The sequence below is a fragment of the Acidimicrobiia bacterium genome, from assembly GCA_030584185.1.
Lineage (GTDB): Bacteria > Actinomycetota > Acidimicrobiia > Spongiisociales > UBA11373.
Genome location: CP129495.1, coordinates 71,640 through 95,211 on the forward strand (window position 1 = coordinate 71,640; position 23,572 = coordinate 95,211).

The following is a 23,572-nucleotide window of genomic DNA, read 5'->3' on the forward strand; positions in this document are numbered from 1 at the left end:
GGGTTCCCCTTGAGTGCGTCGCTTCATGATCGCCGCGGTTGCGCTGGCACTCCTCCTCGCGGCGTGTGGGGGAGGTTCCGACGACTCCGTAACCGACTCGCGAGGCGGCGACTCGCCGGCCGGCACCGAGGCCGCCCCGGAGTTTTCCGACGGGCTCGACTGGCTCAACGTGGAACGGCCGCTGTCTCTTGCCGAGCTGCGAGGGAAGGTCGTGGTCCTGGACTTCTGGACCTACGGGTGCATCAACTGCATCCACATCATCCCCGACCTGGAGCGCCTCGAGGCCGAGTTTCCCGACGAGCTCGTGGTGATCGGGGTGCACAGCGCCAAGTTCGACAACGAGGCCGAGACCGAGAGCATCCGCAGTGTCATCGCCCGGTACGACCTCAAGCACCCGGTGGTGAACGACCGCGACTTCACGGTGTGGAACGAGTGGGGGATCCGGGCGTGGCCGACGACGGTCGTCATCGATCCGGCGGGCAATGTGGTGGGAGCGCACTCCGGTGAGGGCGTCTACGAGGTCGTGCAACCCGTCGTCGAAGCGCTGGTGGCCGAGTTCGACGCCCGGGGATCGATCGACCGGTCGCCGATAGCGATCACCCGCCAGGCACCGGAGGCGAGGGTCCTCTCCTTTCCCGGGAAGGTGCTGCATGCCGGGTCCCGCCTGTTCATCGCCGACACCAACCACCATCGGATCGTGGTGGCCGACCCGGACACCGGCGAGGTGCTCCAAGTCTTGGGTTCGGGCCGGCGCGGGTTCTCCGACGGCTCGGCCGCCGCGGCCAGGTTCTCCGCGCCGCAGGGAATGTCGTTCGATGCAATGAACGGCATCCTCTACGTGGCCGACACCGGCAACCATGCCGTCAGGACTATCGACCTGGCGACCGGGCGGGTGGGCACCCTTGCCGGAACCGGGGAGCAGGCCGTCGCCTATCCACCGGTGGCGGGGCCAGGCGCGGAGACGGCGCTCTCGTCACCCTGGGACGTGCTGTTGTCGGGGGAGACCCTGTACGTGGCCATGGCCGGGTCGCACCAGATTTGGGTGGTCGACCTCGCCACCGGCCTGGCCGCTCCGTTCGCCGGCACTGGACGCGAGGGTGTGGTGAGCGGCTCGCGTTCGCGCGCCGAGCTCGCCCAGCCGAGCGGTCTCGCCCTCGATGACGCCGGACGGCTGTTCTTCGCCGACGCCGAGTCGTCTTCGATCCGCTTCGCCGAGACCTGGGAGGGCGGGGTCGTCGCCCTGATGGCGGGCAGCGATGCCGGCCTCTTCGACTTCGGGTCGGTCGACGGCGACCGCAAGGAGGCGCGGTTCCAGCATCCGCTCGGAGTGGCGTTCGACGGGGACGACCTCTTCGTCGCCGACACCTACAACTCGGCGATCCGCCGCATCGATCTCGAATCCGAGGAGGTGACCACTCTGGCGGGTGGCGGGGCCGGGTGGGCCGACGGGGAGGAGCCGCTCTTCGACGAGCCGGGCGGGATCTCCTACGGTGCCGGTCGGCTCTGGGTCGCCGACACCAACAACCATGCCATCAGGTCCGTGGATCCCGTGACCGGTGAGACCGAGACCCTGGTCCTGTACGGCATCGAGGAGTTCGCTCCGCCACCAGACACCGAGGCGGCCGAGGTGCTGGATGCGGTCGTGGTGGCGCCGGGCGAAGTCGTGGTCGTGCTCGAGGTGCTGCTGCCGGAGGGATACGTGTTCAACGACGTGGCGCCGTTCACGGTACGGTGGTCGGGCGAGGGGGTGGCGGGTTCATTCGCATCCGCCGGCCTCGAGGTGGTCGAGCCGGCGTTCCCGCTACAGACGACGATCGAGCTGGAGGGAGGCGCCGGGTATTTGCTGGCCGAGGTCGGCACCTACTACTGCCGGAAGGACGCTCAGGCGCTGTGTCTCATCGACCGGGTCACGCTGCGACTCCCGGTGACGGTCGAGCCGGGTGGTGCCGGCGAGATCGCCGTGAGCCGGACCATCTCCGACCCGCTCAGCGAAGGCCCCTGACGAACGGCTGCGACAGGGCGGCGGGCTGGCGGAACTGCTTGGTGATGATCACCATCACGGTGAGGGTGAGGACGTAGGGGAGTGCCGCCAGCAGTTGGGCGTTGACCTTGTATCCGAGCACCGGCACCGCCAGCCGGAAGGCGTCCGCCATGCCGAACACCATGCATCCGAGGACGGTCCCCCCGAGGCGCCAGCCTCCGAAGTAGACGGCGGCGATGGCGATGAACCCCCGACCACCGATGGATGTCACCTCGAAGGAGCCCACCTGGCCAAGCACCAGAAAGGCGCCTCCGAGGCCGGCGAGCAGCCCGCCGTACTCGATCGCCTGGCGCCGCCTCCGGTTGACATCGATGCCGGAGACGTCGGCGGCCTGCGGGTTCTCCCCGACGGCGCGCACCTCCAGGCCCCACCGGGTGCGGTACAACAGCCACCAGGTGAGCGGGATCAGGGGATACACCAGGTATGTGGGCCAGGTCTGCCCGAATAGGGCGGGGCCGAGCAGCGGCAGCTCCGACAGCAGCGGGATCTCGAAGACCCCGGCCCTGGCCGCCGCCGGGGAGATGCTGGCGTTGAGGAAACCGGCGAGTCCCAACACCAGCACGTTGGCGGTGAGGCCGACGACGAACTGATCGGCGGTGAGCCGGTGGCTCATGTTGCCCTGCACCACGGCGATGAGCAGGCCGCCGAGCATCCCGGCCACCAGTCCGAGCCAGGTCGAGCCGGTGAGGTCGTACCCGATGGCGCCGGTGAACGCCCCGGCGAGCAGCGACCCCTCCACCGAGATGTTGATCGTGCCCGCCTTCTCGGCGACCAGCTCGCCTAGGGCGGCGAACGCCAGGAAGGCGCCGAGGCGGATGGCGCTCCCGTACATGGTGGGGCTGCCGAAGATGTCGCCCAGGGCGTCGATGAAGTCGGTCATGCAGTCTCACCTCCGGCAGCGGCCGCCAGGCCCCGCCGCCTCTCCCGCATGAAGGCGATCGCCGGTGGCACCAGCAGCGCCAGCACCAGCAGCGCCTGGGTCACGTCGACGATCTTGCGGTCGACTCCCGTCGAGGCGAGGAAACCGGATCCGGTGCGCAGGGCGGCGAAGAGGAGCGCCATGGGGATGCACAGCAGGGGCCGGCTGCGGGCGAGGAGGGCGACGAGGAGACCCTGCCACCCGATGTTCGACGAGAAACCGGGGCCGAAGCGGTAGGAGGCGTGGCCGAAGGTGAGCATGATCGCCCCTGCCAGGCCGGCGAGCGCCCCGGAGACGAACAGGGCGGTGGTGCCGGCGCGTGTGGCCACCACTCCTGCCATCCGGGCGACACGCGGGTTGTGGCCCAGCAGGCGGAGGCGGAACCCCCAGATGGTGCGTGCCAGGAGAAATGTGATGACGAGCGTGAGGACGACGGCGATCACCACGCCGACGGAGAACTCGTTGCCGAAGATGCGGATCACCGGGAGGTGGGTGTCCGGGTCGAGAGCGGCGCTGGTCTGGGCGCGCTGGGGCCGGTTGGGATCGGTGTCTCTCAGCAGCCAGTCGGTGGTCACGGCGTACCCCACCATCTGCAGGGCGACGAACACCAGCAGCAGGGTGGAGATGACCTCGGGGACTCCCCGGCGGTATCGCATTACGGCGGTGACGGCGGCGAAGGCGCCGCCGGCGACCGTCGCGGCGAGCATTCCGCCGACGAGCAGCAGCACGCCGGGTCCGGCGAGCTTGGTGCCGACCGTGGCCATGAGCATCGCCCCGATCATCAGCTGGCCCTCTTGGCCGATGTTGAACAGGCCGGCGCGCACTGCGACCACGGTGCCCAGCGCCACCAGCAGCATCGGTGCGGCGATGGTGAGGGTGTTGCCCCACCGTCCCGGGGCGAAGAAGGCGCCGTCGAGGAGGGCGGAGAACACCTTCTGCCACGAGTTGCCGGTCATCGACACCAGCAGCGCCGAGATCACGAGTGCGGCGCCGACGCTGAGGACGTAGAGCACGGTCATCTCGACCGCCGAACGCCACCTGCCGGGCCCGATGGGCAGAGCTTCCCGAGTCGAGGTGGCGGCCGTCATCTCACCTCCGGTACCACGCCGCCGATGAGCAGACCCAACCGCTCCATGTCGAGATCCGATCGGTCCATCTCGCCGACGATCGACCCCCGGTAGATAACGACGATGCGCTGGGCGAGGGCGGCGATCTCCCCCAGGTCGGTGGAGATGAGCAGCACGGCGATACCGTCCCTGGCCGCCTGCTCCAGGCGCTCGCCGACGTACTCGATGGCGCCCACGTCCAGCCCGCGTGTCGGCTGGGCAGCGACCAGCACCCGAGGGCCCGTGGACAGGGCGCGGGCGAGGAGCACCCGCTGCTGGTTGCCGCCGGAGAGCTGTCCCACGGGGGTGTCGGGTCCCGGGGTGTGGATGTCGAACTCGGCGATGAGGCGATCCGCCCTCTCTGCCAGTTCCCGGCGATCGATGACACCGCGCCTGGTGGGCATCGTCGCCAACGACAGGTTCTCCGCAACCGACATCTCGACGACCACTCCCGACTCGTGCCGGTCCTCCGGGATGACCGCCACGCCTGCTGCCGCCATGGCGCCGGCCCGGCCGGTCGGGATCGGCTCCTCGGCGACGAGAACGGAACCCGATTGCAGCGGCAGCAGGCTGGAGAGCAGGTCGCCGAGGGCGTGTTGTCCGTTGCCCTCAACACCGGCGACACCGACGATCTCTCCGGGGCGCACCGTGAGGCTCAGCCTGTCGAGCAGCACCCGTCCGTCCGAACGATGGGCGGTTGCCTCTCGGATCTCGAGGACCGGCGCCAGGTCGGTGGTCGGCTGCTGTGACCCGGCCGTCGGTGCCACCGCGGCCCCGATCGCCGCCGAGGCCGCCCGCAATGCCACCGGGCGCCCCACCATGGCCCGTGCCAGAGAAGGGGCGTCGGCATCCCCGGTCGGGACCTCGTCGACCACCCTGCCGTCGCGCATGATCGTGATCCGATCGGTGACCCGCAGCACCTCATGCAGCTTGTGGCTCACCAGCACCACCGCCCAGCCATCACGCTGCACTCCCTCGCGCAGGACGTCGAACAGTTTGGCGGTCTCGGGTGGGCTGAGCACCGAGGTGGGCTCATCGAGGATGATGATCCGGGGGCCGTGGCGGAGGCACTTGACGATCTCGACACGCTGGCGCATGCCGGCGGTGAGGTCACCGACCCGGGCCTCGGGGTCGACCTCGAGCCCGTAGCGCTCGCTGATCTCCGAGATCCGGATCCGGGTGGCCTCGGGCGCCAGGCGGTCCCGTTCGCCCAGGGCCACGTTCTCCCACACGGTGAGGGCATCCACCAGGCTGTAGTGCTGGTGCACCATCCCGATTCCGAGGCGCGCCGCTTGCAGCGGGTCGTTGACACGAACCTTCTCGCCCTCGATGAAGATCGATCCGCGATCGGGGAGTGCCAGGCCGATCAGCATCCTCATCAGGGTCGACTTGCCGGCGCCGTTCTCGCCGAGGATCCCGTGGATCTCACCGTGGCGAAGGGTCAGATCCACGCCGTCACAGGCCACGATGGGGCCGTAGCGCTTGGTCATGCCGCGCGCCTCGAGGGCGGCGACCCGTGTTGTTTCGTTCGTCGGCTCTGCGGGCATCTGGGGCATCCTCGCGCACTCACAGCAGTGGGCACTCGCCAGGCGAGTGCCCACTGCGGAGCGTTGCTTCTCCGGGCTCAGAATCCGTAGGCGTCGGCCAGGATCTGATAGATGGCGTCCTCGAACTCCCCGGCTCCGATCCGGGCGTTGAAGTCGTCGAGTGCAGCAACCTGTTCGGCGGTGGCGTCGCAGAACTCGGCGCCGACCTCGTCGTCGATACCGACGGTGAAGGTACGGATCCCGCCCTCCTCGGCCGTCCCGGCGAAGATGTCGTCGAAGATCGGCTGGACGTAGTCGCCGGTGTCGAACTTCACCTCGAAGTCGTAGGCGAGGTCGTCGCGCTCACACCCCTTGGAGGAGCCTGCGGTCATGACGACCAGCCCATCGGTGTTGGCCAGCTGGACCACTGGCTCGTGGGCCCCTCCGAGGAAGGGGACGATCACCATCGCACCTTCGGCCTTGGCGTTCTGGTACGCCTCGGTGGCCGCCGCCGTGTTGTTGAAGTCGTACGGGAATGCGCCGGTGGCGACGTACACCGCGGTGTACGACTCGTCGACCAGCGACAGGCCGAGCTCGAATGCGGCGAACGACTCCTTCTCGAAGTCGAGGTCGCAGCAGCCGATGAACACGGCCTCGGTGCCGCCGCGCTCCTGGAGGAGCAGGCCGGCGGCGTAACCGCCCGAGAGCCAGAGCTCGGCGCCGCGGTCGTGGCTGATCAGCATTCCTTCGGTGGCCGGGTATCCGGAACCGCAGTTGCAGTACCAGAACACCTCGGGGAAGTCGGCGACCACTTCGGGGAGCCCCTCGGCGAGTGCCCCCGAGCCGACGGCGATGATGTCGGCGCCCTGCTCGGCGATGTTGCGCAGCTCCTGTGCGGCGTTGGCCGCCTCGATCATGTCCACGACGATGGGGGCCTCGAACCCCTGGTCGGTTGAGATCTCGGTGATCTTGTCGACCAGGGCCTGGTAGTAGGCGCCGTCATCGCGCGGCCCATCTGTGGCCACGCCGATCACGACCTTGCCGTCACCGTTGAAGTCGGCGACCAGCGGATCCGCTGCGGCGGTCGTCGTGGTCTCCTCACCGGCTGTGGTGGTCGTCTCCTCACCGGCTGTGGTGGTCGTCTCCTCAGCGGCGGTGGTGGTCGTGCCGGCGTCGTCGTCGCCACAGGCGACCGCCACCAGCGCTAGGACCATCACCAGTACGAGCGGCCTCACCACCCGTCCCCGGCGGCTTCTCTGCGAAATCATCATGGGACTCGTTACCTCCCGAGTTGTCGTTTGGGCCCTGCCCCGGTGATTCCGAGGTCGGGGAATCCAGCCGGCCATTCCGGTCCCTATGGACTGATGGTCAGACCAGCAACCCCACCACGATAGTGACCCCGTGGGAACGCCGTCCACCCGGATGGGAGTTCAGAGCCCGATGACCCGCAGCGAGGCGCGTGAGAGTGGCGGTCGCCCCCCGCCGGGACCGGTGATCCTCCCCAGGCGCCCCTCGACCCGCCCCAGATGCCTCTCCACTGCGGCGAGCATCCCTTCGACATCGCCGGCCACGAAACAGTCGGCGATGATCTGGTGCTCGTGTGCGGCTCGAATGGCGGCCTCGGCCCCGGCGGCGTGGTCGCCGCCGGGGGAGTCGTCGGGAGGCTCCTCGCAGACCTTGTCGAGGACGCGGCCGTACAACTCGAGCAGCAGAGGGTTCCCGCATCCGGCGGCGATGGTGGCGTGGAAGCGTCGGTCGGCGGTGCGGATCGCTTCGGCGGTGGTTGGCAGAGGAAGGCGGGCCAGATCGACGGCCGCCCTCCGCTCCTGCGTGGTGGCACGGAATCCGGCCAGCTCGAAGAGGGTCAGCTCGAGCACCCGGCGGGCCTCATGTAGGGTCCGGCGAGCCTTTCGGCCGTGATCGCTCACCGGCAGGGCGACGTCGGGGAGACGCTCGGCGACGTAGCAACGGTTGCCTCGGCGTTCCACGGCTCCGATGGCGATCAGGCTCTGGATGGCCTCACGCACCGAGGTTCGGGCCACCGAGAACTGCTCGGCCAGCGTTCGTTCGGCGGGGAGCCGCGCCCCGGGGGGGATCTCGCCGGCGTTGATGCGCGCCAGCACGTCGTCGCGGACCCGCTCGGCGACCGATCTGCGTTCGAGGGGGGAGAAGGGCTTCGAGTCGGTCATGACGTCGCCTCGCCTCCGCCGGAGCCCCACACCTGACGCACGATGGCGTAGGTCGCCTGATCGCATGAGAACTCGACGGTGTTCCCGTCGGGGTCTTCGACGAAGCAGATGTAGCCGATGGGCGGTGGCATCAGCGTCGGAGGCAGGCTCAGGGTCCCCTCCTCCGCCGCCAGCCGCGCCACCTCGTCCACCGCCTCCCGGCTGAGGAGCTCGAACCCGATGTGGGCGAACGGCCCCAGCACCGTCCGCGGCGCGAACCCGAAGGGATCTGTCTCCGGGAGGAACTGGGCGAGGACCAGGATGAACGGCTGGGCGGCGTCGGCGGGGTCGGCCAGCCAGGCACCGAACCCGAGCTCGTCCCGGTTGCGCTGCAGGAGTCTCAGGGGTGTGTGGCGCTCATACCACTCGATGCTGCGTTCGACGTCGCCGACGCGAAGGGCCAGGTGCGTCCAACGAGGACGCCCCGGACCCGCTTCGGCAACCGGCTGCTGGTTCACCTGCCCGTACTCCAAACTCTGGATGGAGCATCCTACATACGGTATGCCGGTCAGACCGCTTCTCGGGTGAAGACCTGACGCCGACGGTATCGAGTTGGCACCTTCCGACCTAGCCGTGCACCGCCTGGTAGAGACGGCGAACCATCGCCTCGGGATCAGCCGCTCCCCAGCAGTTCCGGCCGAATGCGATGCCGGCGGCGCCCGCGGCCACGGCGGCGGCGGCGAACTCGACGGCCTCGTCCTCGCTGTCCATCTTGGGCCCACCCAGGACCACCACCGGCGCCTGGGTGACCGCCACCACGTCGGCGATCTCCTCGACCTTCGGGGGTGCCGGGGTCTTGATCATGTCTGCTCCGAGCTCGACGCAGACGCGGGCACAACGAGCGATGAACTCGGTCTCCCAGGGCACGGCACGCTTCCACCCGCCCGGGATCGACTCGACGATGAGCGGCATCCCGATCATCTCGCACTCGCCGGCGAGCTTGGTCAGGCGGCGCAGCGACAGTTCCTCGTCGTCCGCTCCGGGATAGGCCATGATCACCACTCCGTCGGCACCGATCACCGCCGCCTGCTCCACCTCGTACAGCAGCGAGAACACGTCTCCCGAGGCGTAGCCGCCCATGTCGGTGAGTCCGCCGTCGATGCGCAGGATCAGCCCGGTGCGGGCGAACGCCTCCGGGTAGCGTCGGGCGAGATGCCAGGTGGCGAGCACGCCGTTGGCGCCTCCGGCGGCGACCTTGGTGATCACGTCCAGCTCGGGCCCCTGACCCGACGAAGCCTGGAAGTCGAGGGCGATCAGCGTCGACCTGCCATCCGGTTCGATGAAGCGGGCGGCGCGGCGCGCCTTGGCGGCACCTACCGCCGAATACATCTGAGACATCTTGTCTGCTCCTTCCGTGTCCTTGCCGGGGTCGATCACCCCAGGCGGGCGACCGCCTGGTCGCCCAGTTCGATGAACCTCTCCAAACCCGCCCGATACACGTCGAGCGGTTCCGCCTCGATGGTGGTCATCGCCGGCTGCGGCCAGTCACCCGAGCGGCCCTCGCCGGGCCGGGGCCACCAGCCGAGGGCAGCCCCGGCCGCCAGGGCGGCGCCGTAGGCGGACATCTCGTCGCAGGCGGGCACGTCGACCGGGACCTCGAGCACCGCCGACTTGATCGTGGTCCACAGGTGGCTGCGCGACGGCCCTCCTGAGGCCACCAGACGCGTCAGCACCGCCCCGGCTCCGGCTACCTCTCGGGCGATGTGCCCCAGGCCATAGGCGGTCGCCTCGAGGAGGGCGCGGGTGATCACGCCGGCGTCGGTGGTGACGTGGAGCCCGATGATCTCGGCGCGCAGAGCAGGATTCCAGCGCGGGGCCCGTTCGCCCTCGAGGAACGGCAGGACCAGCACACCGTTGCTGCCCGGCGGCACCTCGGCCGCCAGGTCGATCAGCTCGGTCAGCTTGCGTCCGGTGATCTCCGCCCACCAGTCCAGGATCGTCCCATGGGCCGCCACCGGCCCGCCCACGATGTGGACGCCGGGGACGGCGCTGGGCATGGCGTAGGCCATGGCCTCCTTGTCGGCCGAAGCCTCCACCGCCACCCCCAGACCGCCGGTGCGGCCTCCGGGATCGAAGCCCCGGCCGGGGATGTCTATCCCGCCCGCCCAGGCGGTGAGGTAGGCGTCGTTGGATCCGGGAACCAGCGGGATGCCGATGGGAAGCCCGTGGGAGCCGTCGGTGACGCCGATCGAGGTGCCCACCGGGATCGGCTCACCGAACTCGGCCAGGGGAGTGTTCGACGGCCAGACGCTCTGATACGACCCGTCGCCGCCGAGCTGGGTGAGCACCCAGTCCCAGAGCTGACGCGGCTGGATGTGCGCTCCGAACATCTCGCGAAGCACCCCGGTCTGGGCGGCATGCTGATCTTGTGGGCTGGACGACTCGCCGGCAGGGTGCCGGAAGGTGAGGGCCGCCTCACCACCGGCGGCCACCGACGTCGGGCCGTGTCCGCCTGCTCCGATGGCGGCCGGGGTGACGGCCAGGGAGGTGATCGCCTGGGTGAACCCGGTGAGCCAGGTGAACGGGTCCACCTGGCCGATGGGAAGCCCGCTGCCCTCGGGGTAGCGGGCGGCGGACTCGCCGACCACCTCGCCGTTCCGATTGATGGCGACGGCGCGCGCCGCGCTACTGCCGACGTCGACTCCGACAACGGTGGGCTGGGACTCAGTCATCGCGAAGTGTCGGCCCCACGAAGACCCGGTACGTGGGCTCGCTGGTCACCAGGCGCAGCGCATCCTCCACCTGGGTGAAGTCGAAGCGGGCCGTGATGAGGGACTCCAGGTCGTCGTGGAGCACCCCGGAGCGGATGTAGGCGGATCCGAGGCGCCAGTCGATAGGCTCCTGGCTGTAGGCACCGACGATCGCCACCTCTTCGCGATGGGACTTGTCCGCTCCCACCATGGCCTGCAGATCCTTGTCGAACGCCGAGTAGAGGACGACGGTGCCTCCGAAGTCGCACATGGCGACGGCGAGGTCGACGCCTCCCATGGCCGTCACGAAGACGATGTCTTGGCTGCCACCGCGCTCCTGCGCCTCATCGGGGGATGCCACCCAGGACGCACCGGCGGCCAGGGCCTCCTGACGGCGTTGCTCCGACACGTCGATGATCCCCACGCTGGCGGCGCCCCCGATTCGGGCGATGGCGAGATGGAGACGGCCCATGAAGCCGCCACCGATGATGGCCACCCTGTCGCCCGGCCCGAACCCTCCCTGGCGCAGCGAGTGCATCACGCAGGCGATCGGCTCACCCATGGCGGCGTGGGTGACCGGGGCGTTGCCGGTGGGGTAGGCGGAGGCGGCGGAAATGGCGACCTTGTCGGCGAAGCCTCCAAAGGTCACCGTGCCGTCGCTGAGCAGGCCGCCCTGCTGGGTGCGGCACAGAGAGGTCTTGCCAACGGCGGCACGGCCCGCAGGTGCCGCAGCGGGTGAGCAGGTCGAAGGTGACGGTGTCCCCGACCTGGGGCGATCCGGGGAGATCGGCGACCTTGTCGCTGGCGGCGATGACGACTCCGGCCGCCTCGTGGCCCGGAGCCACCGGGTACCACCTCTTCTCGCCGGCGAACAGCCTGCGCTCGAAGGTGCAGACGCCGCAGGCGCCCACGTCGATCAGTAGATCGAACGGCCGGGGACCGGGTCGGGTTCGTTGCGGATCTCGATCTGGCCCGGGCCTGTGAATACTGCAACCCTCACGGTGCCTCCAATACGCTCCGGGGGTCCCAGCGGCGGTGCTGCTCGGACCTCGGCCCAACTCTTGGTCTTATGGTCAGACCATACCACTCCGGTACGTCACATCGGCCGGTGGGATCACCAGCCGCCGCTCTCCCCGGTCTTGATACTGACCAGCTTCTGCTGGAGATACTCCCAGATGGCGTCGGGTCCCTCGCTGACGCCATGCCCGCTCGCCTTGTACGGCGTCCGGCTCATCTCGAATGCGGCGGTGTAGTAGTGGTTGACGAACACCTGCCCCGCCTGGAGTCGCTCGGCACACCGGTGGGCGGTGAGGAGGTCGGTGGTCCACACCGCCGCCGCCAGACCGAACGGGGTGTCGTTGGCGATGGCCACCGCCTCGTCGAGGTCCTCGAACGGCGTCACGGCCAGTACCGGACCGAAGATCTCTTCCCGGGCAATCGACGCATCTGGTGGCACGTCGTCGAAGATGGTGGGCTCCACGAAGAAGCCGCCTTCTAGTGCGTCGTCCTGCGGTGTCCCCCCGCCGGTGACGAGTGAGGCCTCGCCGCGCCCCGCCGCGATGTGCGCCAGCACGGCGTCGCGTTGGGAGGCGGTGATCACCGGACCCATGTCGGCGTCGGTATCCGGGCCCCCGAGCCGGATGGCCGAGGCCATCTCGGCGAGCCTCGCCACGAACTGCTCGTGGATGGGGGCCTGCACCAGGAGACGCGACCCGGCGACGCAGATCTGCCCGGCGTTGGCGAAGATGGCGAACGCCGCCCCCTGGAGCGCCTGTTCGATGTCGGCGTCGGCCATCACGATGTTGGGCGACTTGCCTCCCAGCTCCATCACGGTGCGAACGCTCCTGCCGGCGGCGGCCTCGGTGACCCGTCGCCCGGTGGCGGTCGACCCGGTGAAGTAGATGCCGTCGAGACCGGGATGAGCGACGAAGGCGCTCCCCGTCGACGAGCCGCGGCCGGTCACCACGTTGAGCACTCCGGGCGGCAGGCCGCACTCGAATGCGAGGGCGGCGAACTCCAGCAGGCTGAGCGGCGCCTCCGAGGACGGCTTCACCACGACGGCGTTGCCGGCTGCGAGGGCCGGGGCGATCGAGCGGCTGCCGATCCACAGGGGCCCGTTCCATGGGATGACGTGACCGGTGACCCCGACCGGTTCGCGCATGCTGTAGGAGAGGAACTGGCCGGGGGTGACGAACGTGTCGCCCCGGATCTTGTCCGCCATGCCGGCGTAGTACTCGAGACGGCGGGCCACCACGTCGTGGATGGTCCACAGGCCGCTGCCGATGCTGGCCCCGGTGTCGTCGGCCTCGATCCGGGCGAAATGCTGGTCCCGCTCCTTGATCCGCTCCGCCATCCGGTTGAGCACCTGGGCGCGCACGCGCGGCTGGGTGTTGCGCCAGGCCTCGAGCCCCTCGCGTGCCGAATCGATCGCCCGGTCCAGGTCGGCCTGGTCGGCCTCGGGCACCGATGCGAACACCTTCCCGGTGGACGGATTGGTGATCTCCACCTCGCCGGCACCGCTCCCGGCATGCCACTCGCCGTGGATGAACATGCCGTGTGACTTGATGTCGCTGCTGGAAATCTTGTCGCTCCCTTCCTCAGGCGCCTCCGCCCTCGCGATAGAACTTGACCCACTTGATGATCTCGTCCACGTCGGCGGACAGCTCCATCAGACCGACGTGCTCTGCGTACAGCGAGTCGTCGACCTGAGCCTTGATCTCTGGCTCGAGAATGTGATAGACGGGAAGTCCCAACGGGACCCCGGCCAATGGACCTGCCCAGGTTGGATCGCCACGGGTGACCGTTTCGGCGAAGAGTGCGGCGCTGTTGGAATCGGGCTGACCGAGCAGCACCACCATTCCTTCCGCACCGACGTCCTCCGCCAGGCGATTCACGTTCTCCTGGTCATCGAGGTCCATGGCACCGCCCGCCGTTCACACGAAACACTGGGTGACGCTGAAAACGACGTCGGCGCCGGCCGACTCGGCCAGCAGCTTCAGGCTGGGACCGTTGATCCCCTCGCGCTCGCCGATGGCGACCACCTTCTTGCCCTGCAGCTCCATTTCCTCACCTCCTCTCGTTGCTCGTAGGACCGCTTCTGCTCATCTGGCCAGGCCGGGGGAGGGCTCGACCACGATCGACACCCCGTCCACCAACTGGGTCATGCGTCCCAGGAAGAGGCTTCCCTTGGCCACGATCATCGCCCGGGAGATCTCTGCGCGTCGCATCGCCTCGTGGGCGTGACCCAGGTAGGGGACGCCGGCGGGGATGTGCCCCTGGGTGGGTGCCCAGCCGGGCATCCCCCGAGTGCGTTCGAACTCGTCCATGGCGTCGCGCTCGATCTCTCCGCGCATCACCGCCATCGCCGCCAGCGTGCGGTAGTTGGTCTTGGGCACGTCACCGCTGCCGCCGGGCTCGGTTATCTCCGGGTTGTGCATCTCCACGGCGTAGCGGTCGACGTCGGTCATCTTCAGGCCAGCCCTCTCCAGGGGGTCGATCACCAATGCCTGATAGATCGCCTGGGGCGAAGATCCTGCTCCGATGGGGTGCTTTCCGGTGAGGTCGAGGCGCAAGATCATCCCGGTGCCGTCGTCGGGACCGACGACGAAAGCCATGCTCGCCAGGACGTCCTCCATGATCGGGACCCCGGAGCGGAGATGGGCCTGGAACTTCATCCCGATCTTGGCCTGCGAGCCGCCTCCGAGCACCACCACGTATCGGTGCAGCCCGGAGGCGACCATCGCTCCCGCCATGGCGAGGGCGTGCACCGGCGCGGCGCAGAAGGCCTTGATGTCGGCACCGGTGGCGTTGACGCAACCCACGACCTCGCCCACCGCCTTCGACAGGCTGCCCGCTCCGCGCTGGTAGCGGTCCCCGACGGCCTCCTCTCCGGTGTTGAGCAGATAGTCGACGTCCTCGGCCGAGACCGGACCGGTGCCGAGGAGGTGGTGGACCGCCAGGACGGCGGTGGCCTTGCAGGCGAGGTTCTCCAGGAGCACCCCCGCATCCAGGGAGGCGTCCTCCTCGTGCCCGGATCGCAGGAAGCCGGCCACCCGCCCCTGGTGGAAGAGGGGCAGACCCGCCTCCGATGACACCAGGGCAGCGACCTCCGATGCCGGGATCCCCACCACCCGGTCGAGCCGGGTGCCGAAGCCGGCCAGGGCGGCCCGGGCCTCTTCGGCGAGGACCTCGTCGATCGCCATGAGGTCGAACTCGTCGGACAGCTTCATGAGGCCGTACAGCGCCTCCTGGGGAACCATGGGACCGAACCGGCCATTGGCGGAGGCATCGGGCACCGGGTTCTCGAGCCAGGGGCGAGGGGTCGCCGCCAGGTCGTCGGGCGTCAGGTTGCCGATGAACACCTGGTTTGGGGGGTAGGCGAGTGCCGCCTCCCAGGAGCGCAGGGAACCGTGGATGTCGTCGACGAGGCCCGGGTTCGAAGCGATCTCTCTCGTCGGCTTCGAGCCGTAGCGGACGAGGTCGGGGGCGTGCGCCAGGGCGTAGGCGCTGTGGAGCACGGCGGGGGTGATCACGACTCGGGGTTCTCCTTCCTCACCACTGGGCGAAGATCTGGGCTTCTTCGATCTCGGTGGCGTCCGCCTCGAGGGCTCGGCGGACCTGCCCCTTGCGCCACATCCGTTCCTGATCGGGCGGACGGTTGGGGTCGCCCACCGGATGGGGGATCAGCCCCGACGCCAGGATCCGGTTGGCTCCGGCCACCTTGGCCATCGAGGTCATGGCGGTGAGGATCGCCGCCGGGAGCCCGTTCTTCTCGATCATCTTGGCCAGCGTTGCCCCGCAACGCGTCCCCGTCCCTCACGTCGAGGTCACGATGACGGCGTGCACCCCCTCGTTGATCAGCTGCTTGGCGATCTCGTCGCCGATCTTCGAGGCGTTGACCACGCTGGTGCCGGTGCCGGTGGTGGCGAAGAAGCGGTCGTGGAGGCCTCCCACGACGCCCTCGTCGACCAGGGCGCGCATGGCGTCGACCGGGACCATCCGGTTCGGATCCTCGTCCACCCATCGGGAGTCGTAGCCCGCGTGGATCGAGCGGAACGCAACCTTCCCCGACTCGAGATCGGCAACGGCGTAGGACGCCCATCGGGTGGCGCTGGAGGACTCAATGCGGTCGGGGTTGCCCTCCGGGACCAGGCCACCTTCTGTCACCAGGGCCACCGTCGCCTCGGCGAGGGGAACCGCCAGCCGCGCCGGCGGCACGGCCTCGGCCTGGTCGGGAAGCGCCACCTCGCTGACGAATGGCTGCCCGCTCATCTTGGCGAGAAGCATCGGGATGGCCCGTTCGGCGGCGGTCGTCGCCTCCACCCAGTTGGCCCGGTATCCCATTGGGATCCTGCCGTCCACCTCGGCCGGCTGCAGCGCGAGGCCGGCGGCGATGCGAAGCCCGACGGCGGCGATGCGATCGATGGCGTCCTTCATCGAGCCCGCCGAGTCGCCGGTGGGCACCATCACGGTGCGGCTGCGAAACACGTCCACCGCCGGCGCCTCGGGGAACAGCCCGGTGATCGACGGGATCCCCAGGCGTTCCCTGGCGGCGGCGCACACCGCACCGCAGGCCAACCCGTAGCGTCCGGCGTTGAAGGCCGGTCCGGCCACCAGCAGGTCGGGACGCGACTCTTCGAGGGCGGCGATCGCCGCCTCGATCGCCGCATCCGGATCCTCATGGAAACGATTGTCCCCGCAGACCAGGGTCTGGACGACTTCTGCCTGGTCGCTGAAGGCCATGGCCAGGGCCCTGCCCGGGCCCACCGCCCCCTGGCGAACCTCGAAGGGGGCGTCGGCCCTGTCCTCCCCGCCGATCCCTGCGAAGAACTGGTTCAGGTAGTGGGCGACGCGGAACATCTAGAAGGCCCTCCCGGTGATGACGTTGGCTCCGAGCTGGTTGATCCCGCAGTACTGGTAGTACATGCGGAGGTCGAACGGGCCACGGGCCGGCACCCCGGCCGCCAGCAGCACACCGTCCTCCTTGAGGAACTCGTCGCCGACGACCCGTTCCACCTCTGGCATGGCGACGAAGCCGTCGTGGGAGCCCACGCTGACGATGGCGTCGGCCTCGGGGACCGAGTAGAAGAGAGGGAAGTCGTAGCCGTCCTCGCCGGTGGCCTCGGAGGAGAGCACCACGGTCTCGATTCCGGCCTGCTCCATGTACTGGCAGGCGAGCATCATGTCGATCGCCGAGTTCCCGCCGCCCTCGCCGGTGAGGATCGCTCCGTCGGCGCCCATCGTGCGTGCCAGCTTGGCGGCCCAGAGGGAGGAGCGCTCCTTCTCCTCGTGGGTGTAGTTGTGGCCCCTGTTGATGATCACCCCGGCGAAGTCGAGGTCCACCCCGTGGCGGCGTTGCAGGTCCCAGATGATCGGGTTGTTCTGGTGGAGGTAGGTCGGGTTCTTGTAGCAGGCGTACACGTACACGCCGTTGACGATGGCCCCGTCCATGATCTCGCCGGGGAGGATCGGGGTCGGGACCAGGTTGTGGATCACGTGGCCGTAGAGGAAGGTGTCCGACATCGGAGCCTGGCCCTGCAGTTGCAGGAAGTACACCACCCTGGGCAGGTCGGGGTGCCGGGTGCCCGTGGTGAAGGTCGTGGTCGACGAGCGGGTGGCGCCGGCGCACGCTCTCGCCAGGTGCTCGGCGACACGCAGCGCCCCGCGCCGGATGGCGTCGTCGTAGTCCTCGTTCGAGGTTTCCGGGTTGGGGGTCGGCACCAGGACCAGGTTGGTGACCCGGGAAAACGGGCTGTACGGGGCTGCCGACCCCGACATGTCCACCACGCCCTCGCGGGCCTGCATGAGGCCGGAGGCGGGCTGGGGGAAGTGGCTCGAGGTGAGGACGGCGACGCCGGCGAGCCGAACGGTCTCTCCGGTGCCTGCCTGTCGCATCGGTCCGACGAAACCGGGGAAGACGCCGCCATCACCGGTGACCTTGGCCCTGGGCTCCACTGCGTCGAGGCAATGAACGATGCGCACGCTCTCGCCGGGGCGGGCGATGTCGACCTCGACGCCGGCGATCCGGGGGTCCTCGAGGAGGAGTGTCTCGATCGCGGCGGCATCGACGATCAGCGTGCCCCCGTCGATCCGGGTCTCCGGTCCGAAGCGGACGTCGGCGACCTCGATGGTGTGGAGATCGAGGCTGAAAGGATGCTCCATCGCGGCGATCGCTCCGATTTCGGTCTTACGGTCAGACCATAACATCCCGAGTAGGGCCACCGGACGCCGAACGGGTCGGATCCGGCGAACCGATCACCGACCGGCGATCCGGTCGGTCACGACCACTCCGGTGAGGATCAGGACCCCGCCGATGACGATCCCCAGATCGACCCGCTCCCCGAGGACGATCACCCCGAACACCACCGCCACCAGCGGGATGATGTACCCGGTGATCGCCGAGAAGGTCACCGTCACGTGGCGCAGCAGCCAGTAGTAGAGGGCGATCGGCATGAAGGTCGCCGCCAGGCCGACGTAGGTGAGGCTGGCCCAGCCCTTGGCGCCGGGGTTGGCCGGCACACCCTCGAAGGCGAGCATGGCGACGATCCCGACGGCGGCTCCGATCACGAACTGCACGCCGGACACGCCGAGCGGGGAGTAGCGGCCCGAGTACCGCTTGGCGTACACCGCCCCCACCGCCACCGAGAGCACCCCGGCCAGGGCCAGGACCCCGGCGAGGGCCGGGTTTCCGCCCTCGGCGAGCCCGCTGTCCCCGGAGAGGATCAGCACCGCCACCCCGGCCAGGGAGATCAACAGTCCGATCAAGGTGGCGGCCTGGAGGCGCTCCTCGGGGAGCATGACGTGGGCCACCACCCCCGTGGCCAGGGGGACCAGCGCCGAGGCGAGGCCGACGAATCCGGCCGAGGCGTACTGCAGGGCGAGGTTGCGGGTGATGAACGGCACCGTCACCGAGGTGATCGACATCACGATGCCCACCCTCCAGCCGATCGCCCCGATGGTGCGGTCCCGTCCGGAGAGTGCCACGAAGGCGACCACCCCGATGGCGGCTATCACCGAGGAGATGGCGACGACGGCGAGGGGCTCCATGCCTGCATCGAACGCCACCCGGACCACCACGCCGTTGGTGCCCCACCCGAGGCTGATGAGGAGCATGGCGCCCCACACCTGTGCCCGCGAGGCGCGTTCCATGGGTGGCTCCCTTCGAAGGTGACGGCCGCCGGCTGCTCCGATCGGCGTCGGGTCGATCCAGCGGTCCGACGCGGCGATTCAACCAGCCGAGGCCGGGATAGCCCAAAACCGTTCGGATCAGGCTCCTGGCTTGAACACCATCGCCCACACGGCGATCAGCAGGACCGCCATGTCGAGTGCCGAGTACAGGCCGATCTTGCGGTGATGGGCCTCGGCGGCCCCGCCGGCCTCCATCTCCTTGATCGCCGACCTCGTGGCGCCGGAGATGAGCACGGCACCGAGGATGGTCGACAGGCCGATGGCGGCGAGGCCGATGACCACCCAGGTGTCGCCGAAGGCCCAGGTGGGCGAGTCGATGACCATCCAGATCCCGAATGCGAGGGTGACCATGGCGCTGGCGCCGAAGACGTTGCCCATGAACTCGAGGTCGCGGGTGGTGCCGAGGCGGTGGGCCGGGTCGGCGTTGCGGAGCCGGGATCCGAGCACGGCGGCGATGACCGCGCCACCCACCCATACGGTGGCGAACAGGATGTGAACGAACTCGAGGACCTCGTACTTCTCCACCTTTTCCTCCTATAGACCGGGCTTGAACACCATCGCCCATAGGGCGACCAACAGGAGCACCGCCGCCGTTCGGCTCGCCAGGGCGATCCTGGCTCCGATCGGGGCCGCCGCCGCCGGGTTGCCGGCTTCGACGGCGGCGATGGCCTTCCGGCTCTGCGGCGTGATGTAGCCGGACCCGATTCCGGCGGTGGCCACCAGGCCGATCAGGCCGATGACTATCCATGCCTGCTCGAAGTCGAGGACGGCCTCGTCGAGCACCATCGACACCCCAGTGATCAGGACGATCAGCGATGCCCATGGGTAGATCCGCGTGCCGATGAAGAGGAAGTCTCTGGCGGCGCCGAGGCGGTGGGCCGGGTCGGCCTTGGCCAGCCTGGCTGTGACCACCTGTGAGGCGATTCCGCCCCCCACCCAGACGATGGCGGCGAGCACATGGACGAACACCAGGGTGTCGTAGAGCATGTCGGTCCTCCTCCCGGCGGGGACTATAGACCGCCGTCGCTTCCCGTTGCAGGCGGTATCGGTGAGACCGGGTGAACGCTCCTCGGCCCTCTCGGAGGGTCTTCGACGGTGTCGCCCGGCAGCTCTTCGGAGGTGACCACGGCGCCGGCGACTATGCCGTGGTCGTCGTGAAACGGGGCGCAGTAAGACCGCGTCAGGACCTGGGTTCCGTCGGCGCGCCGGATCCAGAGCACGAACGGTCCCGCCGACCGACCCGACCGGATCGCCTGCGTGACCGGGGCGTTGTCGACGGTCAACGGGTTGCCATCGGCGAAGCGGACATCGAATCGTTGCTGGCTGGCGTCGAGGTCCGAGGGTCGCTCCGTGTCGTCGGAAATCCCCAACAGCTCTCGCTCTCTCCGGTTCCAGGCGACCACCCGAGGCGGATCGCCGACGAACACGGCGATGGCGATGGGAAGTGCCTCCATGACCGAAGAGCGAAGGTGCCTCTCGAATGCGATGTCGCGGGCCAGGGTGGAGCGATCGATGGCGACGGCGGCGAGCCGTGCCAGCGCCTCGGCCACCACCCGCCCGCGATCGCCGGGGACGGACTCGGCGCGGTCCCAACTCAGCGCCAGGACGGCGACGGCGCCCTCGCCGTCGAGCACCGGCAGGAACATCTGCGCCACACCGTCGAGACCGGGGAGCGAGACGGGCGTGGGGGAGTCGCCGGCGACGGCGGTGATGGGGGACTTCTTTTCAAGGGCCTGTTGGGCGAGAGGGATCTCGATCGGGGTGTCGGCGGCGGATCCCCCGCCGGCCGTGCCGAGGCGCCCGAAACCGCCTTCGGCGCGGGGGATCATGAGCAGCATCCCGGTGGCCCCGAGCAGGTTCTTGAAGAGGCGTTGCAGGCCGGCCAGGGTGCGGTCCATCGAGCGGCCCGACAGGGCGTCGGCCATGTCCACCAGGAGGCGTCCCCTCGGTGACAGCATGGCGGCATCCCAGCCCTCCCCGTTCGACGCCCGGGTGACGCCGGGGGTGGCCGCCGGCAACCGCAGCCGGAAGGTGGCGCCGGTGCGGCGCGGCTCGACGATCTCCAGTTCGCCCCCCATGGCGCGGGCGATGCGGCGGCTCAATGCCAGCCCCAACCCCAGCCCCGAGCGACTGGCGCCCCCGTCGAACACGCGGTGGCGGAGGCGGCGGGGGATGCCGGGACCCTCGTCGGAGATGTAGAGGGACACCTGGCCGGCTTGGGGTTCGAACTCGATCTCGACCATCCCCTCGGGGGCGTAGCGCGCCGTGTTCTGGAGGAGGTTGAGGAGAACCTGAAACAGCAGGTCGGGGTCGGCAGTCACCCAGGTCGGTGCGGTGGGGGAGAAAGCCCGGGCGTCGACCGATGGGAAGCGGGTGAGGGCCCGGTGGGTAGTTTCGGCCAGATCGACTGGCTCCGGCGTGGGGGCGCTCTCGTTGCGTTCGACGCGGGCGGCGCCGTGCAGGTTGGCCACGAGGCCGTGCATGTAGCGGGCATCGGCCTGGGCGAGGGCGAGCAGCTCCTTGCGTTCGTCGTCGTCGAGGTCGGCCGTGGGGTCTAGCAGCACGTCGGCGGTTCCGACGACCGAGGCGATCGGGTTGCGCAGCTCATGAGCCAGATGGGCGATGGTCTCTTCATTGCGGCTGCGTTCCACCCAGGTGGCGGCGAGGACCCACGCCGGGGCCACGATCAGGGTGGCAATGACTCCGGAAAGGATCGCCCACACGGGCAGCCGGGCGGCGGCAGCGATGCCGGCGCCGGCGGCGAACACGAAGAACGCCGCACCGATCGGCAGTGCGGCTCGGCCGATCCGACTCTGTAGGCGGCGCGTCGACACTCGTGACCTCGCGATCGTCGGTGGGGCGCCGAGGTCGAACGAAACAGACCCATCGGTACGCCCGCCGGACGGGGGGCGATTGTAACGCGAGGCGACCCAGCCGCCCCGGCTTTCTGTCGGGGGTGGCTGCGGTCAGTAGCCCATCTCATGCAGCCGGGCGTCGTCGATGCCGAGGTGATGGGCCACCTCGTGGAGCACCGTCTTGCGGATCTGCCGTCGCAGCCTGCTCGGAGGCAGACGCAGGGCGAGGTGGGATCCCATGAAGATCGTGATCCGGTCGGGAAGGAAGCCCGAATACCCACCGGCGCGGTCATGGAGCGTGACCCCTTCATAGAGGCCGAGCAGTCCGGTTCCCTCGGGATCCTGTTGTGCTGTGGGCCACTCCTCGACGACGACATGGATGTTGTCCAGGGCCTCGTGTACCCAGTCGGGAAGATCCTCGAGGGCCTCGTCGACCACCCGTTCGAACTCGAAGCGGTTCACGGGTGAAGGATACGGGGGGTGAGGGAGGCAGTCGGTGCCACAATCGTGCCGTGGGAGGGATCACCGTCGTGCCGGCCACCGTCGAGCGGATCGACGACGTGCTCGAGATCCTGCCCACGGGGCAGGGGTGCCACTGCCAGTACTTCCGGATGGGGTCGAGTGAGTATGCCGGCTCTGGTGAGGAGGATCGGATGTCGGCCCTCCGGCACCAGCTCGCCGCAGAGCCGCCCCCGGGCATGCTTGCGTACCTCGACGGCGTGGTCGCAGGGTGGTGCGGGTTCGGGCCGCGCCCTGGGATGGAGCGCCTGGTGCGGTCCCGGACCATCCCCAGGGTCGACGATCGCCCGTATTGGTCGGTCGTGTGCTTTCTGGTGCGACCCGGGGCGCGGCGCCGCGGCGTCACCGGGGCCCTGCTCGAGGGTGTGGTCGATCTCGCCCGGCGGTCCGGCGCACCGGGGTTGGAGGCGTACCCGATCGACCCGGAGGGACGGCGAGTGGACACCGCCTTCCTGTACGTCGGCACCAGGGACACCTTCGCCAGGGCAGGGTTCACCGAGGTGATGCCGACCGGCGCCCGGAGCGCCGGGCTGCCCCGGCTCCTCATGCGGCTCGACCTCTGAGCAGGGCCACCGCCGCTAATATCGGGCGCCTTCGGGCGCTTAGCTCAGCGGGAGAGCGCTGCCTTCACACGGCAGAGGTCACTGGTTCAATCCCAGTAGCGCCCACTGGCGGAATCCCTTGGTCTGTAAGGGATTCCGCCTATTGCGTGTGGAGATCGATCACCCGTCCTTGGCTGGCAGTAGGCAGATAGTCGGCAGGAGATTCGGATTCGGGCGTGTGTGGCTTCGGTTCATGATGGTCACTGTGGCTCCGGTTGGTGTGTTCCAGGTTGGCGACGCGGTTTCGGTTGCTGGGCGACGGTGGTTTCGGTTCCTGTGTGACACCTGACGGTTCCATGCTCCTCCCGATGGCGGAGGAGGTCTCTGGTGCTCGTGGAGTTGGGTGTTGTGGAGCAACGGTTCGCGGCGGTGCTCGAAGTGTTGGGTGGGGCGTCGGTGAGCGATGTGGCGCGCCGGTATGGGGTGGTGCGTCAGACGGTGCATCGCTGGTTGCGGCGCTATGGCGAGTCGGGGGTGGCGGGGTTGGTGGATCGGTCGTCGAAGCCGGCGTCGTGTCCGCATCAGATGCCGGCTGAGGTGGAGGCTCGGGTGGTGGAGTTGCGGTATGGGCATCCGGGGTGGGGGCCACGGTCGATCCTCTATCAGTTGGGTGTCGAGGGTGTGTCTCCGTTGCCGTCGCGGTCGGCTGTGTATCGGGCGTTGCTGCGTCACCGCCTGGTGACGGGCAAACCGCGGCGTAGGCCACGGTCGGCGTATCGGCGGTGGGAGCGGTCGCGGGCGATGGAGTTGTGGCAGATGGATGTGATGGGCGGCATCCGGCTCGCTGACGGGTCGGAGGTCAAGGTGGTGACCGGGATCGATGATCACTCGAGGTTCTGTGTGTCGGCGATGGTGGTGGCTCGAGCGACGGCGAAGCCGGTGTGTGAACCTCCCCGGGT

Annotated in this window: 22 protein-coding genes, 1 tRNA gene and 1 pseudogene; 5 read left to right on the forward strand and 19 right to left on the reverse strand. The window is 69.1% G+C overall.

The annotated features are described in order from the left end of the window. Positions 1–13: 13 nt before the first annotated feature. Positions 14–2,002, forward strand: coding sequence for a redoxin domain-containing protein (locus QY307_00370; GenBank protein ID WKZ82745.1), 1,989 nt, complete (start codon positions 14–16; stop codon positions 2,000–2,002). On the opposite strand, the gene QY307_00375 is transcribed toward QY307_00370, so the two are convergent. The 9 genes from QY307_00375 to QY307_00415 form a co-directional block, all read right to left on the reverse strand. After that, positions 1,986–2,921, reverse strand: coding sequence for an ABC transporter permease (locus QY307_00375; GenBank protein ID WKZ82746.1), 936 nt, complete (start codon positions 2,919–2,921; stop codon positions 1,986–1,988). The genes QY307_00370 and QY307_00375 overlap by 17 nt on opposite strands. Further along, a complete protein-coding gene (locus QY307_00380; protein ID WKZ82747.1) occupies positions 2,918–4,048 on the reverse strand; it encodes an ABC transporter permease in 1,131 nt (376 codons plus the stop codon). The genes QY307_00375 and QY307_00380 overlap by 4 nt, the downstream gene beginning before the upstream one ends. After that, positions 4,045–5,556, reverse strand: coding sequence for an ABC transporter ATP-binding protein (locus tag QY307_00385; GenBank protein ID WKZ82748.1), 1,512 nt, complete (start codon positions 5,554–5,556; stop codon positions 4,045–4,047). Before QY307_00385 ends, QY307_00380 begins: the two co-directional genes overlap by 4 nt. Positions 5,557–5,690: 134 nt before the next feature. Then, positions 5,691–6,827, reverse strand: coding sequence for a BMP family ABC transporter substrate-binding protein (locus tag QY307_00390; GenBank protein WKZ82749.1), 1,137 nt, complete (start codon positions 6,825–6,827; stop codon positions 5,691–5,693). Positions 6,828–7,022: 195 nt separating this feature from the next. Continuing rightward, positions 7,023–7,781: a GntR family transcriptional regulator gene (locus QY307_00395; GenBank protein ID WKZ82750.1), complete on the reverse strand. Its 759-nt coding sequence runs from the start codon at positions 7,779–7,781 to the stop codon at positions 7,023–7,025. Beyond that, positions 7,778–8,278, reverse strand: a complete 501-nt coding sequence (locus QY307_00400) for a VOC family protein (protein WKZ82751.1) — start codon at positions 8,276–8,278, stop codon at positions 7,778–7,780. The genes QY307_00395 and QY307_00400 overlap by 4 nt, the downstream gene beginning before the upstream one ends. Positions 8,279–8,387: 109 nt before the next feature. Then, positions 8,388–9,158, reverse strand: a complete 771-nt coding sequence (locus QY307_00405) for a hypothetical protein (GenBank protein ID WKZ82752.1) — start codon at positions 9,156–9,158, stop codon at positions 8,388–8,390. A 35-nt stretch (positions 9,159–9,193) separates the two neighbouring features. Beyond that, entirely contained in the window at positions 9,194–10,492 is a 1,299-nt protein-coding gene (locus tag QY307_00410; protein ID WKZ82753.1) for an FGGY-family carbohydrate kinase, read from the reverse strand. Next, on the reverse strand, positions 10,485–11,159 hold the full coding sequence (locus QY307_00415) for a hypothetical protein (GenBank protein WKZ82754.1): 675 nt from the start codon (positions 11,157–11,159) through the stop codon (positions 10,485–10,487). The genes QY307_00410 and QY307_00415 overlap by 8 nt, the downstream gene beginning before the upstream one ends. Positions 11,160–11,208: 49 nt before the next feature. On the opposite strand from QY307_00415, the gene QY307_00420 reads away from it, so the two are divergent. Next, positions 11,209–11,433, forward strand: coding sequence for a hypothetical protein (locus tag QY307_00420; protein ID WKZ82755.1), 225 nt, complete (start codon positions 11,209–11,211; stop codon positions 11,431–11,433). 191 nt (positions 11,434–11,624) lie between these two features. Here the strand turns inward: QY307_00420 and QY307_00425 are convergent, their stop codons facing one another. The 10 genes from QY307_00425 to QY307_00470 all read right to left on the reverse strand — a co-directional run bounded on the left by QY307_00425 (position 11,625) and on the right by QY307_00470 (position 22,014). Beyond that, on the reverse strand, positions 11,625–13,061 hold the full coding sequence (locus QY307_00425; protein WKZ82756.1) for an aldehyde dehydrogenase family protein: 1,437 nt from the start codon (positions 13,059–13,061) through the stop codon (positions 11,625–11,627). A gap of 46 nt (positions 13,062–13,107) precedes the next feature. Further along, the gene (gene grdA / locus QY307_00430) at positions 13,108–13,572 is read right to left on the reverse strand and encodes a glycine/sarcosine/betaine reductase complex selenoprotein A (GenBank protein WKZ82757.1); all 465 of its coding nucleotides are present in this window, start codon (positions 13,570–13,572) and stop codon (positions 13,108–13,110) included. Positions 13,573–13,611: 39 nt separating this feature from the next. Further along, on the reverse strand, positions 13,612–15,042 hold the full coding sequence (gene grdC / locus QY307_00435; GenBank protein ID WKZ82758.1) for a glycine/sarcosine/betaine reductase complex component C subunit beta: 1,431 nt from the start codon (positions 15,040–15,042) through the stop codon (positions 13,612–13,614). Between the two features lie 19 nt (positions 15,043–15,061). After that, the gene (locus QY307_00440) at positions 15,062–16,369 is read right to left on the reverse strand and encodes a glycine/betaine/sarcosine/D-proline family reductase selenoprotein B (GenBank protein ID WKZ82759.1); all 1,308 of its coding nucleotides are present in this window, start codon (positions 16,367–16,369) and stop codon (positions 15,062–15,064) included. Then, positions 16,370–17,671 (reverse strand): glycine/sarcosine/betaine reductase component B subunit, encoded by a 1,302-nt coding sequence (locus tag QY307_00445; GenBank protein ID WKZ82760.1) that lies wholly within the window; start codon positions 17,669–17,671, stop codon positions 16,370–16,372. A 93-nt stretch (positions 17,672–17,764) separates the two neighbouring features. Then, positions 17,765–18,658 carry a DMT family transporter gene (locus QY307_00450; protein WKZ82761.1) on the reverse strand — a complete coding sequence of 298 codons (894 nt, stop codon included), beginning with the start codon at positions 18,656–18,658 and terminating at the stop codon, positions 17,765–17,767. Between the two features lie 117 nt (positions 18,659–18,775). Next, positions 18,776–19,222: a hypothetical protein gene (locus tag QY307_00455; protein ID WKZ82762.1), complete on the reverse strand. Its 447-nt coding sequence runs from the start codon at positions 19,220–19,222 to the stop codon at positions 18,776–18,778. Between the two features lie 9 nt (positions 19,223–19,231). After that, the gene (locus QY307_00460; GenBank protein WKZ82763.1) at positions 19,232–19,684 is read right to left on the reverse strand and encodes a DUF2269 family protein; all 453 of its coding nucleotides are present in this window, start codon (positions 19,682–19,684) and stop codon (positions 19,232–19,234) included. A 23-nt stretch (positions 19,685–19,707) separates the two neighbouring features. Continuing rightward, the gene (locus tag QY307_00465) at positions 19,708–21,531 is read right to left on the reverse strand and encodes an ATP-binding protein (protein WKZ82764.1); all 1,824 of its coding nucleotides are present in this window, start codon (positions 21,529–21,531) and stop codon (positions 19,708–19,710) included. A 132-nt stretch (positions 21,532–21,663) separates the two neighbouring features. After that, positions 21,664–22,014, reverse strand: coding sequence for a metallopeptidase family protein (locus tag QY307_00470; protein WKZ82765.1), 351 nt, complete (start codon positions 22,012–22,014; stop codon positions 21,664–21,666). Between the two features lie 50 nt (positions 22,015–22,064). Between QY307_00470 and QY307_00475 the strand changes: the two genes are divergently transcribed. The 3 genes and pseudogenes from QY307_00475 to QY307_00485 all read left to right on the forward strand — a co-directional run bounded on the left by QY307_00475 (position 22,065) and on the right by QY307_00485 (position 23,558). Further along, positions 22,065–22,634 (forward strand): GNAT family N-acetyltransferase, encoded by a 570-nt coding sequence (locus tag QY307_00475; GenBank protein WKZ82766.1) that lies wholly within the window; start codon positions 22,065–22,067, stop codon positions 22,632–22,634. Between the two features lie 33 nt (positions 22,635–22,667). Further along, positions 22,668–22,739: transfer RNA gene (locus QY307_00480), tRNA-Val, on the forward strand. A gap of 261 nt (positions 22,740–23,000) precedes the next feature. Further along, a pseudogene (locus tag QY307_00485) lies at positions 23,001–23,558 on the forward strand (helix-turn-helix domain-containing protein). Positions 23,559–23,572: the final 14 nt, after the last annotated feature.

What these genes read in the sequence shown, in the direction of transcription:
- QY307_00375 (WKZ82746.1), bottom strand. Translation starts at nt 2,921, where the DNA reads ATGACCGACTTCATCGACGCCCTGGGCGACATCTTCGGCAGCCCCACC.
- QY307_00380 (WKZ82747.1), bottom strand. Translation starts at nt 4,048, where the DNA reads ATGACGGCCGCCACCTCGACTCGGGAAGCTCTGCCCATCGGGCCCGGC.
- QY307_00385 (WKZ82748.1), bottom strand. Translation starts at nt 5,556, where the DNA reads ATGACCAAGCGCTACGGCCCCATCGTGGCCTGTGACGGCGTGGATCTG.
- QY307_00395 (WKZ82750.1), bottom strand. Translation starts at nt 7,781, where the DNA reads ATGACCGACTCGAAGCCCTTCTCCCCCCTCGAACGCAGATCGGTCGCC.
- QY307_00405 (WKZ82752.1), bottom strand. Translation starts at nt 9,158, where the DNA reads ATGTCTCAGATGTATTCGGCGGTAGGTGCCGCCAAGGCGCGCCGCGCC.
- QY307_00410 (WKZ82753.1), bottom strand. Translation starts at nt 10,492, where the DNA reads ATGACTGAGTCCCAGCCCACCGTTGTCGGAGTCGACGTCGGCAGTAGC.
- QY307_00425 (WKZ82756.1), bottom strand. Translation starts at nt 13,061, where the DNA reads ATGTTCATCCACGGCGAGTGGCATGCCGGGAGCGGTGCCGGCGAGGTG.
- QY307_00445 (WKZ82760.1), bottom strand. Translation starts at nt 17,671, where the DNA reads ATGGAGCATCCTTTCAGCCTCGATCTCCACACCATCGAGGTCGCCGAC.
- QY307_00450 (WKZ82761.1), bottom strand. Translation starts at nt 18,658, where the DNA reads ATGGAACGCGCCTCGCGGGCACAGGTGTGGGGCGCCATGCTCCTCATC.
- QY307_00460 (WKZ82763.1), bottom strand. Translation starts at nt 19,684, where the DNA reads ATGCTCTACGACACCCTGGTGTTCGTCCATGTGCTCGCCGCCATCGTC.